Source organism: Haloferax gibbonsii ATCC 33959, assembly GCF_000336775.1.
Taxonomy (GTDB): Archaea; Halobacteriota; Halobacteria; order Halobacteriales; family Haloferacaceae; genus Haloferax; species Haloferax gibbonsii.
Genome location: NZ_AOLJ01000011.1, coordinates 31644 through 44127 on the forward strand (window position 1 = coordinate 31644; position 12484 = coordinate 44127).

The 12484-nt window shown below is 68.1% G+C and carries 10 protein-coding genes; 6 read left to right on the forward strand and 4 right to left on the reverse strand.

Annotated elements, in window-relative coordinates; all coding sequences use genetic code 11:
- Window positions 1-54 precede the first annotated feature (54 nt).
- Entirely contained in the window at window positions 55-300 is a 246-nt protein-coding gene (locus C454_RS02965; RefSeq protein WP_004972531.1) for a hypothetical protein, read from the forward strand.
- A 29-nt stretch (window positions 301-329) separates the two neighbouring features.
- On the opposite strand, the gene acs is transcribed toward C454_RS02965, so the two are convergent.
- Both acs and C454_RS02975 read right to left on the reverse strand, forming a co-directional pair.
- Entirely contained in the window at window positions 330-2318 is a 1989-nt protein-coding gene (gene acs, locus C454_RS02970) for an acetate--CoA ligase (protein ID WP_004972532.1), read from the reverse strand.
- 185 nt (window positions 2319-2503) lie between these two features.
- Complete coding sequence (locus C454_RS02975; RefSeq protein WP_004972533.1) at window positions 2504-4204, reverse strand: acyl-CoA mutase large subunit family protein; 1701 nt, start codon at window positions 4202-4204, stop codon at window positions 2504-2506.
- A gap of 222 nt (window positions 4205-4426) precedes the next feature.
- Between C454_RS02975 and C454_RS02980 the strand changes: the two genes are divergently transcribed.
- Genes C454_RS02980 through C454_RS02990 form a run of 3 tightly spaced genes read left to right on the forward strand, consistent with a single transcriptional unit; the run spans window position 4427 to window position 7999 of the window.
- On the forward strand, window positions 4427-6352 hold the full coding sequence (locus C454_RS02980; RefSeq protein ID WP_004972534.1) for a NosD domain-containing protein: 1926 nt from the start codon (window positions 4427-4429) through the stop codon (window positions 6350-6352).
- Window positions 6345-7181 carry an ABC transporter ATP-binding protein gene (locus tag C454_RS02985; protein WP_004972535.1) on the forward strand — a complete coding sequence of 279 codons (837 nt, stop codon included), beginning with the start codon at window positions 6345-6347 and terminating at the stop codon, window positions 7179-7181. Before C454_RS02980 ends, C454_RS02985 begins: the two co-directional genes overlap by 8 nt.
- The gene (locus C454_RS02990) at window positions 7178-7999 is read left to right on the forward strand and encodes an ABC transporter permease subunit (RefSeq protein WP_004972536.1); all 822 of its coding nucleotides are present in this window, start codon (window positions 7178-7180) and stop codon (window positions 7997-7999) included. The genes C454_RS02985 and C454_RS02990 overlap by 4 nt, the downstream gene beginning before the upstream one ends.
- A gap of 51 nt (window positions 8000-8050) precedes the next feature.
- Here C454_RS02990 and C454_RS02995 read toward each other — a convergent pair whose 3' ends face one another.
- A complete protein-coding gene (locus C454_RS02995) occupies window positions 8051-8695 on the reverse strand; it encodes an FAD-dependent oxidoreductase (protein WP_004972537.1) in 645 nt (214 codons plus the stop codon).
- Between the two features lie 306 nt (window positions 8696-9001).
- On the opposite strand from C454_RS02995, the gene C454_RS03000 reads away from it, so the two are divergent.
- Window positions 9002-10762 carry a 2-oxoacid:acceptor oxidoreductase subunit alpha gene (locus C454_RS03000; protein ID WP_004972538.1) on the forward strand — a complete coding sequence of 587 codons (1761 nt, stop codon included), beginning with the start codon at window positions 9002-9004 and terminating at the stop codon, window positions 10760-10762.
- Window positions 10759-11622: a 2-oxoacid:ferredoxin oxidoreductase subunit beta gene (locus C454_RS03005; RefSeq protein WP_004972539.1), complete on the forward strand. Its 864-nt coding sequence runs from the start codon at window positions 10759-10761 to the stop codon at window positions 11620-11622. The genes C454_RS03000 and C454_RS03005 overlap by 4 nt, the downstream gene beginning before the upstream one ends.
- Before the next feature lie 33 nt (window positions 11623-11655).
- Here the strand turns inward: C454_RS03005 and C454_RS03010 are convergent, their stop codons facing one another.
- Complete coding sequence (locus C454_RS03010) at window positions 11656-12366, reverse strand: DUF6517 family protein (RefSeq protein ID WP_004972540.1); 711 nt, start codon at window positions 12364-12366, stop codon at window positions 11656-11658.
- Window positions 12367-12484 lie beyond the last annotated feature (118 nt).

Below are 12484 nucleotides of genomic sequence, written 5' to 3' on the forward strand. Positions count from 1 at the left end.
TACTACACAAACTATGCAGGAAAATACCTTATTCGAGGAGTCCGTAGCGCGCGTATGGCGCTTTCAGACTACACCGGGCGCTCGCCGACGGGCCGGGACGAGACCATCGTTCGCGTCGTCCCCCATCGGCTGTGGCGGCCGGGCGACGAGCGAATCGAACCCTGTACCTACAGCGGCGAGGAGATTCGGCTCTCCGAGAAACACCTCCTCGCCGTGGTCGAACGAGACGGCGTCCGGGAACGACTGTACTTCCGCGACGAGCCGTCGCTGTCGGCGTGGGTCGAAGAAAAGCCGCGATAGGACGGGGCCGACGGTGGTGGAGCCGGTGGTTACTCGCTTTCGACCTGCCGCTGAATCGACTCGACGATTTCGGGGTTCCGGAGCGTCGTCGTGTCGCCGAGTTCCTCGCCGTTCGCGATTTCCTCGAGGAGACGGCGCATAATCTTCCCGGACCGCGTCTTCGGCAGTTCCGGCGTGAACACGACCATCTCGGGGCGGGCGATGGGACCGATGGCGTCCTCGACGCCCTCGATGATGCGCTTTCGCATCTCGTCGTCTTCGTCCTGTCCCTCCTCGGTGATGACGTAGGCGTAGACCGCCTCGCCTTTCACCTCGTGATTGCCGCCGACGACGGCGGCCTCGGCGACGCCCTCGACGCCGACGATAGCCGACTCGATTTCCATCGTCCCGAGGCGGTGCCCCGAGACGTTGATGACGTCGTCCACGCGCCCGAGGATAGTGATGTAGTCGTCGCCGTCGATTTTCGCGCCGTCCTCGGGGAAGTAGACCCAGTCGTCGGGGTCGTCGCTGTCGGTGTCGGAGTACTCCTGCCAGTACTCCTGGATGAAGCGCTCGTCGTTCTTGTAGAGCGTCCGGAGCATCCCCGGCCACGGCTTGTTCACCGTGAGATAGCCCGCCCGACCGGCGTCGACCCGCTTTCCTTTCGTGTCGACGATTCGGGCGTCGATGCCCGGCAGCGGCGGGCCGGCCGACCCGGGTTTCATCTTCTTGATTCCCGGGAGGGTCGTTATCATCATGCCGCCGGTCTCGGTCTGCCACCACGTGTCTACCACCGGGCAGTCCTCGTTGCCGATGTGCTTGTAGTACCACTTCCACGCCCGCGGATTGATGGGCTCACCCACGGTGCCGAGCAGGCGCAGACTCGACAGGTCGTGCTGTTCGGGGAACCTGCTGCCCCACTTCATGAACGCGCGAATCGCCGTCGGCGCGGTGTAGAAGATGTCGACGGCGTACTTCTCGATGATGTCCCACAGGCGGTCGCGGTCGGGGAAGTCGGGCGTCCCCTCGTACATGACCGTCGTCGTCCCGAGCGCCAGCGGCCCGTAGACGATGTAGGAGTGGCCCGTAATCCAGCCGATGTCCGCCGAACACCAGTACGTGTCTTCCTTCTCGATGTCGAGGACCGCGTGAGAGGTCCACGCGGCGTACGCGAGGTAGCCGCCGGTGGTGTGCTTGACGCCCTTCGGCTGTCCCGTCGTGCCCGAGGTGTACATCAGGAACAGCATGTCTTCGGCGTCGCGCTCGACGGGGTCGATTCGCTCGCCGGCGTGCTCGTCGAGGAGGTCGTCCCAGTCGTGCTGATTGCCCTTCAGGTCGTGGCCGAAGCCGTCGTCGCCGAGGCGGTCGACGACGACCGTCGCGTCGACGCCGTGGTCGACGCCGTCGAGGCCCTCGTTGGCCTTGTCGAGGTGGTCGAGCGGGTCGCCGCGGCGGTAGTAGCCGTCGCAGGTGACGAGGAACCGGGAGTCCGCGGAGTTCATCCGCGTCGCCAGCGCGTCGGCGGAGAAGCCGCCGAAGACGACCGAGTGCGGCGCGCCGATGCGGGCGCACGCGAGCATGGCGATGGGCAGTTCGGGAATCATCGGCATGTAGAGCGTGACCACGTCGTCCTCCTCGACGCCGAGGTCGCGCAGCGCCGCCGCGAACTCGTTCACCTCGCGATAGAGGTCCTGATAGGTGTACGTCCGCGTCTCGCCGTGTTCACCCTCCCACTTGATGGCGACGCGGTTCTTGTCCCCGTTCTCGACGTGCCGGTCGACGCAGTTGTACGAGACGTTGAGCTTGCCGCCCGTGAACCACTTGTAGAACGGCGGGTTCGAGTCGTCCAGCACCTCGTCGTACTCTTCGTCCCAGTCGAGCATCTCGGCGGCCCCCTCCCAACACTCGGGCCAGTTCTCCTCGAACTCGTCGTAGACGGCCGGGTCGGAGACGTTCGCTTGCGCGACGAACTCCTCGGAGGGTTCGAACTCCTCTTGCTCGACCAGCCGTGCCTCCAGTTCGGTGTCACCGTCTGCCATAGTACGTGCTAACTACACCAATCCTCCATGATAAATCTATGTAGTCCAGCAGTCCGAGCGGGGACTCTCGCCGCGGGCGGTCACCGGTCCGTCGGTCGGTTACGCGAGCCGGCGGCGCGCGTTCCAGTCAGCTAACGTTCATGTCATCCCCAACATTTCGGGCGGGTTCGCCGCGCCGGCGACTCTCACATCACGCCGATGGTCTCGCGGTAGGTGCCGTACTCCTCGGCGAACACGTCCATGATTTCGCCCATCGTGACGTACTCCTTGGCGGCGTCGACGAGCACCGGCATGACGTTCCCGCCGTTTCGGACCGTCTCGCGGAGTTCGTCGAGGGCGGCTTCGACCGCCTCGTCGTCGCGGTCTTCCTTGACGGATTCGAGGCGCGAGAGCTGTCGGTCCTGCACCTCGTCTTCGACGTGCAGCAGGTCGGGACGGCTGTCGTCGTCGCTGGCGTACTTGTTGACGCCGACGACGACCTCCTCGCCGTCTTCGACCCGCGACTGGTACTCGTAGGACGCCTCGCTTATCTCGCGGTGGTAGTAGCCCTCGTCGATACCGGCGAGGACGCCGTCGCGGACCGAGCCGTCGCCCATCTCCCGAATCTCCTCGATGTAGGCCATCGCCTCGGCCTCGATTTCGTCGGTCAGCGTCTCCACGAAGAAGCTCCCGCCGAGGGGGTCGATGACGTCGGCCGCGCCCGACTCCTCGGCGATTATCTGCTGGGTCCGCAGGGCGACGGTGACGGCCTCCTCCGAGGGGAGCGCCAACGCCTCGTCGAAGCTGTTCGTGTGGAGCGACTGCGTGCCGCCGAGGACGCCCGCGAGCGCCTGAATCGTGACGCGGACGATGTTGTTGAGCGGCTGTTGGGCCGTCAGCGACTGCCCCGCCGTCTGGGTGTGGAACTTCAACTGCTTCGAGCGCTCGTCTCCGGCGTCGTACCACTCCGACATCACGTCGTGGTAGATGCGGCGGGCGGCGCGGAACTTCGCCACCTCCTCGAAGATGGAGTTGTGGGAGTTGAAGAAAAACGACAGCTGGGGGGCGAACTCGTCCACGTCGAGGCCGCGGTCCACCGCGTCTTCGACGTAGGCGAAGCCGTCGGCGAGCGTGAACGCGAGTTCTTGAATCGCCGTCGACCCGGCCTCGCGGATGTGGTAGCCCGACACCGAGATGGGTCGGATGCGCGGGGTCTCCTCGGCGGCGAACTCGACGGTGTCGGTGACGAGTTTGAGCGACGGTTCCGGCGGGATGACCCACTCCTTCTGCGCGATGAACTCCTTGAGCATGTCGTTCTGGAAGGTGCCGCCTATCTGCTCGCGGGGGACGCCGCGGTTGTCCGCGAGCGCGACGTACATGGCGAAGACGACCGGCGCGGAGGGGTTGATGGTAAAGGAGGTCGTCACCTCGCCGATGTCGATGCCGTCGAACAGCACCTCCATGTCGCGGAGGGTGTCGACGGCGACGCCCTCCTTTCCGACCTCGCCGTCGGAAAGCGGGTCGTCGGAGTCCTTGCCCATGAGCGAGGGCATGTCGAACGCCGTCGAGAGCCCGGTCTGACCGTTCTCGATGAGGTAGTGGAAGCGCTCGTTGGTCTCTTTCGCCGTGCCGAAGCCGGCGAACTGCCGCATGGTCCACGTCCGCCCGCGGAACATCGTCGGGTACACCCCGCGCGTGTACGGGGACTCGCCGGGGAAGCCGAGGTCCGATTCGTAGTCGAGGTCGGCCACGTCGTCGGGGGTGTAGAGGTCCTCGACCTCGTGGTTCGAGACGGTGGCGAACCGGTCTTTGCGCTCGCCGCCCTTCTCCACGAAGGGGTCGCGGGTCTCCGATTCCCACTCGTCGCGCGCCTCGCGGATGGACGCCAAATCTTCCTCGTCGTACATGCTCGTGAATCCGTATGGACGATGATTAAGGATTCGGGTCGAAGTCGACCCGCCGGACGGCACGGGTCCGCCCCCGGGGCTTCGACGGACAGACCATCGCGCATATCACCCCCCGAAGACCTAGCCACCGGCATGTACGACCGCGCGACAGGCAGGGGGCACCTCGACGCGGCGGCTCACCCCGCCGGGGTCCCCGCATCCGACGGGGTCGGGCGCTGACCGATGGCGCTCGTCACGCCCGAGACGACCCGCTGGGTCGCCGCCGCGACGGCGCTCGTCTTCGTCCTCGCGAGCGTCTCCTTCGTCGTCCCCGCCTCGGGCTCCGTCGCGCCGGTCCCCTTCGACGACACCGTCAAGACCGGCGGCACGTCGGTCGACGTTCGCACGGCCGAAGTCGAGGGCTTCGAAGTCCCGCTCGCGCAGGTCCACTTCTCGCGGTACCGCTTCATCATCGGCTACTACGACGTGACCACGGCCGCCGCGGACGTGTCCACGGCCGAGAGCGCCCGCCAGTTCGGCGACCCGCTCGCGGTGTTCGTCACCGACTACGCGACGGTCTCGCCCGCGCTCGACGACGACGGCTACCTCCGAACCGAACACAACCGCAACCCCGGCTGGACGAAGGCGTCCGAGGCGTCGTTCGTCGTGGACGCCGGCGCGCGAGTCCCCTCCGGGCCGATTGCCGTCCCGTTTTCCGACGCCGACGCGGCGCGCTCGTTCGCTGACGCCCACGGCGGCACGGTCGTCGATTGGGCGACGCTCCGCGACCGCGCCGGCGACCCGCTTTCGTCACGGCTCGACGCCTTCGAGTCGTCGGTCGCCGCCCACCACGAGTGGGCGAACCAGACCACCGCTGCGAGTGATGCGCTGTTCGACAGGCCCGTCTCGACCGTCGTCGGCGAGGACGCGCCGACCGTCGAAGCCGCCGTCGCGTCGGCCCCCGCGAACACGACCGTCTACGTCCCCCCGGGCACCTACTCGGTCGACGCGGTCGGACTGAACCGCTCGGTTACGCTCCTCGGAGCCGGACCCGAAACGCGGCTCGTCGGCGACGGAAACGGCAGCGTCGTCCACCTCCGCGCCGACCGGAGCGCGGTCGGGAACCTCTCTATCGCCGGGGTCGGCGAGACCGGGACCCGCCGGGTCCGCGCCAGCAACGAGTCCGTCGACTGGGACACCCGCGTCGAACTCGCCTACGGCCGCGGCGACGCCGGTGTCGTCCTCGACGGCGCGAACCAGTCGGCCGTCCGCGGGGTCGAAATCGACACGCCCGCGAGCGGCATCATCGCCCGCGAGAGCGCCGACAGCGTCGTCGACGGCGTGACCGTCCGCGGGGCCGACGAGCCCTCGGAGGGCTTCATGGGCGTCGTCCTCATCGGCGAGCGGTCGGTCGTGCAGGACTCGACGTTCCTCGACGGCCGCGACGGCGTCTACACCCACCGCGCCGACGGGAGCGTCGTCCGCGACAACCGCATGGAGGACGGTCGCTACGGCGTCCACCAGATGTACACCTCAGACGCGCTCGTCGCCGACAACGTCGTCCGCGGGGACCGCATCGGCGTCGTCCTCATGACCCGGCCCGTCGGCAACCTCGTCGTCGGAAACGACGTGCGCGAGTCGGACTTCGGGTTCATGCCCGCCGGGAGCGACACCTACGTCGCTGACAACGTCTTCGCCGGCAACGACTACGGCATGGACGTGAGCGGCGACCGGCAGGTGTACGTCGGAAACGTCGTCGCCGGAAACGGGGTCGGTATCCGCGGGAGTTCGACGTTCCCGACGAACGTCGTCGTTCGAAACGACATCGTGGACAACGACGTGCGCGTCGAGTCGTCGCTCGGCCCGATGCGGACGTGGACCGCCGGCGGCGAGGGCAACTACTGGGGCGACCTCCCGCTCGAAGACGCCGACGGCGACGGGGTCTACGACCGAGCGTACCAACCCTCCGGGGCGGTCGACGCCGAACTCGGCCGGGAACCCGGCGCGCTCGCGCTCTCGGAGTCGCCCGCGGTGCGCGCGCTCCGCCGCGCCCGCGACGCGGTGTCCGGCCTCCGCGGGTCCGGCGTCGTCGACGCCGCGCCGCGGGCCGAACCGGTCCGCCCCGAGACGCTCGCCGCCCTGAACGCGACGGAGGAGACCGATGGCTGACCGCGAATCGGCGGAGCCAGCGACTGACGAACCCACCACGATGTCGAACCCCGAACCCACGACGACGGCCGAGACGGATTCCGACGAATCGACGGGCGAGAGCGCCGCCGCCGCGGCCGCCGACCGACCGGCTATCGCCGCGACCGACCTCAGCCACGCCTTCGGCGACGTGCGCGTCCTCGACGGCGTCTCGCTGTCGGTCGCCCCCGGCGAAATCGTCGCGCTCGTCGGCCCCAACGGCTCGGGGAAGTCCACGCTCCTGCGGTTTCTCGCGCGGGTCCGCGCGCCCGACGAGGGAACGGTCACCATCGGAGCCAGTGACGGGCGCGCCCGCGTGGGCTACCTCCCGCAACAGCCCGGCTTCCGCGCCGGCTTCTCCGCGACCGACACGCTCGAATTCTACGCGCAGTTCGTGGACGACCACGTGGACGTGGCCGACGTGTTGGAGCGAGTCGGCCTCGCGGACGCCGCCGACCGCCGGGTCGACGCGCTCTCCGGCGGGATGACGCGCCTGCTCGGCCTCGGGCGGGCGCTCGTCGGCGACCCGGCCGTGGTCGTCCTCGACGAACCGGCCAGCGGCCTCGACCCCGGCATGGTCGAACGGCTGTTCGACATCGTCTCCGACCTCGCCGACGCGGGCGTCGCGGTCGTCCTCTCGTCGCACAACCTCGGCCCCGTCGAGCGGACCGCCGACCGCGTGGTCGTCCTCGACGGCGGGCGATTCGTCGCCGACGGCGACCCGCGAGCGGTGGTCGAATCGGTCGGCGCGGCCGACCTCCAGACCGCCTTCGGCGACCTCGTGGCGACCGAGGAGGTGACGGGGAGATGAGCGCCGGCGGCCGCGACGGCCTCGGCGACCTGTTCGCCATCGCGGCGCGCGAGCTTCGGACGGTCGTCAGGACCCCCGCGGTCGTCGCGCTCTCGGTCGTCTTCGCGCTGACCGTCGTCGCGGTCGCGGCCGCGGGCTCCGGCGCGCGCGGCGGGTACGTCCCGCTGGTGCTGGATTTGGTCCCGTTCGTGGAGGCGCTCGTCCCGCTTCTCGCCGTCGCGCTCTGCTACCGGGCGGTGCTCTCGGACCGCGAGTCGGGCGAACTCGACGTGCTCAGGACGTTCGACGTGTCTCGCCCGGCCTACGTCGGCGGCGTCTACCTCGGCCGCGGGCTCGCGCTCGTGTTCGTCGTCTTCGGGTCGCTGCTCGCCGCGGGCGCGACCGTCCCCGTCCTCTCGCCGCCGGACCCGACGTTCCTCGCGCTGAACGAGGCCGCCGACTCGCCGGTCGCGTTCCTCCGGTTTTCGGTCCTCGCCGTCCTGTTCGCCCTCGCGGTCGCGGCCGTCGCGCTCGCCGTCTCGGCCGCCGCGCGGACCGCCCGGCAGGCAATCGCGCTCGCCGTCGGCCTGCTCGTCGCCTTCGTCGTCGGCGTCGACGCCGCCGCCGTCGCCGGACTGGCCTCGGGGAGTCTCGGCATCGACGCGGTCCCGCTCGTCCTCGCGGCGAGCCCGAACGGCGCGTTTCGGTCGCTCGTCCTCGGCGTCGCCGTCGAGACCGGCGGTTCGACCTCGCCGGGCGCGGCGCTCGCGGGGCTCGTCGGGTGGGTCGCCGTCGCGCTCGCGGTCGCGGTGCTGACGGCGTGGCGACCGGTAGAATAGTGCTGGGCAGTGCTGGACAGCGCTGGGCGGGCGGGCAGGCGGTCGAAGCGCCTACCCGAAGTTCTCGACTTTCGCCGCGTCGGCGTCGCCGCCGGCCGCTTCGACCGCGTCGGTCGCGCGCTCGACGAAGTCGGCGAAGCCGTAGACGAACACCTGCTCGCCCTCGTCGCCGGTGAGCGCGTCGGAGACGGCGTCGGCGAGGGCGGACTCGTCGCCGGTGACGACGACGCTCGCGCCGTCGTCCCGGAGCGCGGAGAGCCGGTCTTCGTGCGCGGGCGCGTCGTCGAGGTAGACCACGGCGGCCTCGTTGCCGTCGGCGACCGCGGCCTCGGCGATGCCGACCGCGGGGCCGACGCCGGGGCCGCCCGCGAGGACGACCACGCGCGACTCGCCGTCGTAGTAGCTCTGACCGAACGGCCCGGAAATCTCGATGTCGTCGCCGGCGGCGAGCGAGTCGAGGTGCTGGCTGAACGCCCCGGCCTCCTCGGGGTCGATGCCGACGGTCACCTCGAACGTGTCGCCGACGCCGGGCGACGAGAGCGTGTAGAACCGCGCGTACGACTCGCCGTCGACCTCGGCGGAGAGCTTGACGAACTGGCCCGGTTCGGCCTCGAAGCCGTCGGGCGTCTCGAACTCGATGGCGACCGTTCCGGGGCCGACGTCGCGGACCGCGGCGACGGTGACGATTGCGTCCATGCGAGCGGCTTGGTCGCAGGCTCACAAGGGCCTTGCCTTCCCGGACGCGTGCGCCGGAGAGCAGGACAAACCGTCCCGGCCGTGCACATAGTGTGAACCGGAAAGAATTGCCACGAGAGGGCAAAACACACCTTGATTGGATGTTCGTCCAGTTATTTCCCACATAGGCGGCCCCTTATTTCACATAACCATCTCAATTAGCGCCTCTAAAACTTGTTCGTTAAATTTCTATATGTTACCGGTACCGTCGTTTAACACCAATTTTCAGAAGGCTTTTGACCCGGCTATGGGTAGATTTCACTCAGCATGCCTGCGGACTTCAACTGGGCCATCGGCGGCGAGGCTGGCGATGGCATCGACTCCACGGGGAAGATTTTCGCTCAGGCGCTATCCCGGGCTGGACGCCACGTGTTCACCTCTAAGGACTTCGCTTCGCGAATCCGGGGCGGATACACCGCGTACAAGGTTCGGACTGCCATCGACCCCGTACAGAGCGTCGTCGACCGACTCGACGTGCTCATCGCACTCACACAACGAACAATCGACGAGAACCTCGACGAACTGCACGAGGGCTCCGTCATCATCTACGACGGCGACCGCTCGACGATGGCGGACGTCGAAATCCCCGAGGGAATGGTCGGGCTGGACATCCCCCTCAAGGCGCTCGCCGAGGAGGCGGGCGGCGCTATCATGCGCAACGTCGTCGCGCTCGGCGCGGCGTGCGCCGTCGCGGACTTCCCCATCGAGAACCTCGACAGCGCGCTGCAGAAGCGCTTCGGCGGGAAGGGCGAGGCCATCGTCGAGAACAACAAGAAGGCGGCTCGCGCGGGCCTCGAATACGTCCACGACGAGTACGACCACGAGTTCGACTACGACCTCGAGACGACCGACGAGGACTACGTGCTCATCAACGGCGACCAGGCCATCGGCATGGGCGCCATCGCCGCCGGTTGCCGCTTCTACGCCGGCTACCCCATCACGCCCGCGACGGACGTGATGGAGTATCTCACCGGCCGCATCGAACGCTACGGCGGTCACGTCGTACAGGCGGAAGACGAACTCGCGGCCATCAACCTCGCGCTCGGTGCGGCACGCGCCGGCGCGCGGTCGATGACCGCGACGTCCGGTCCGGGTATCGACCTGATGACCGAGACGTTCGGTCTCGTCGCCACCTCGGAGACGCCGCTCGTCATCGTCGACGTGATGCGCTCCGGTCCCTCGACGGGGATGCCGACCAAGCAGGAACAGGGCGACCTCAACATGATGCTCTACGGCGGCCACGGCGAGATTCCGCGCTTCGTCGTCGCGCCGACGAGCATCGACGAGTGCTTCTGGAAGACCGTCGAAGCGTTCAACTTCGCCGAGAAGTACCAGGTTCCGGTCTACGTCGCGGCCGACCTCGCGATGGCGGTCACGGAACAGACGTTCTCCCCCGAGGCGTTCGACATGGACGAAGTCGAAATCGACCGCGGCAAGGTCGTCGACGACGACTCCATCGACGAGTGGCTCGACGAGGAAGGTCGCTTCCAGCCGCACGCGCTCACTGACGACGGCGTCAGCCCGCGCGCGTTCCCCGGCACGGAACAGGGCGCACACATGTCGACCGGTCTCGAACACGACGAACTCGGTCGGCGGACCGAAGACCGGTCGATGCGCGTCGAGCAGGTCGACAAGCGCGACCGGAAGGTCGAGACCGCAAAGGAGACCGAGGACTTCTCGCCGCGCGAGTTCGGTGACGCCGATTCGGACACGCTCATCCTCTCGTGGGGCTCCAACGAGGGCGCGCTCGTCGAGGCGCTCGACTTCCTCGAAGAGGACGGCATCGACGTTCGCTTCCTGTCGGTCCCGTACATGTTCCCGCGGCCGGACCTCACCGAGGAAATCGAGGCGGCAGACGAGGTCATCGTCGTCGAGTGTAACGCGACGGGGCAGTTCGCCAACGTCGTCGAGCACGACACATTGACCCGTGTCAAGCGCATTAACAAGTACGACGGCGTCCGCTTCAAGGCGGACGAACTCGCAGACGAAATCAAAGCCACCCTCGACGCAGAGGAGGTCTCAGCATGAGCTCAAACGTCCGCTTCACCGACTTCAAGTCAGACAAACAACCGACCTGGTGTCCCGGCTGTGGGGACTTCGGGACGATGAACGGCATCATGAAAGCCCTCGCCAACTCCGGCACCGACCCCGACAACACGTTCATGGTCGCCGGTATCGGCTGTTCCGGGAAAATCGGGACGTACATGCACTCGTACGCCATCCACGGCGTCCACGGGCGCTCGCTCCCGGTCGCCGCCGGCGTCAAGCTGGCGAACCCCGACCTGACCGTCGTCGCCGCCGGCGGCGACGGTGACGGCTACTCCATCGGTGCGGGTCACTTCATCCACGCCGTCCGCCGCAACGTGGACATGGCCTACACCGTCATGGACAACCGCATCTACGGCCTCACGAAGGGGCAGGCCTCGCCGACCTCGCGCGAGGACTTCGAGACCTCGACGACCCCCGAGGGACCGAAGCAGCCCCCGGTCAACCCGCTCGCGCTGTCGCTCGCGGCCGGCGGCACGTTCATCGCGCAGTCGTTCGCGACGGACCACAAGCGCCACGCGGAAATCGTCCAGGAGGCCATCGAGCACGACGGCTTCGGCTTCGTGAACGTGTTCAGTCCCTGTGTCACGTTCAACGACGTGGACACCTACGACTACTTCCGCGACAACCTCGTGGACCTCGCGGACACCGACCACGACCCGACCGACTACGACGCGGCCAAAGAGAAGATTCTCGACTCGTCGAAGGAGTACGAGGGCGTCATCTACAAGGACGAAAGCTCCGTCTCCTACGAGGAGAAGTTCGGCGTCGACCAGAACATGTCGGACATCCCGTCGGGCGCGCCCGACGACGCGATGGACCTCGTCCGCGAGTTCTACTAACGCCGAACTCGCGGTCGACGCCGCGCCGCCCGCTCATCGAACTTCGACCGTTCTTTCGACCGTCCCCGGATGCTCGACAGCGCCCGCGAGCGCCGCGACCGCCTCGGTCTCGTCCACGTCCGCCCCGTGGACCGCGAGGACGACCACCACGTCGCCGTCGTGTTCGACCGTCGCGAGGTGGAGTTTCACTTCGGCCGTCCCGCCCTCGTAGGCGACCGTCTCGCCGTCGACTGCGGTCTCACCGGCTTCGACTTCGACCGTGCCAGCGTAGGTGACGAGTTCCGTCTCCGACCCGAGCATCGTGACGTTTCGCGCACCGACCTCGCGGACGCCGTTGACCTCGGGGACGTTTCCGAGCGCCTGCGCGTCGGCCAGCAAGTCGAGACCGGCCGCGACGAGCTCGCGGTTGCCGAGGTTCGAAAGCGGGTTGACCGACTGGCCGGCGACCTCGGCGTTCGGCGACGAGACGACCACGAGCGCCGTGATATCGTCGTCGTCGGTCGTCTTTGAGTATCCGGACACCCAGACGTCCGCGCCGACGGAGCGGGAGGCGGGACCGACGCCGACGTCGTACGAAAGCGGGACGACGGTGCTGTTGCCGTGGACGTAACCGTGTGCCTCGTAGGTCGACGCGGGAATCGTCGCGGGCTGGGCCGCGAACGTGGTCGAGCCGCCGAGTCCACCGAGGCATCCCGCGAGCGCGACGACGAGCGCGAGCGCGAGGGCTGTGCGTAGTTGAGGCATGCCACCTAGAGGCGCTCTGAGAGTATGACAGTCTCGCCGCCGCGGAGAAAACCGGCCGGGCGAATCGAGGCGAACGGGTCGAACTGGGACCGTCGCCGGGACGCCCGCCAACCCGCTC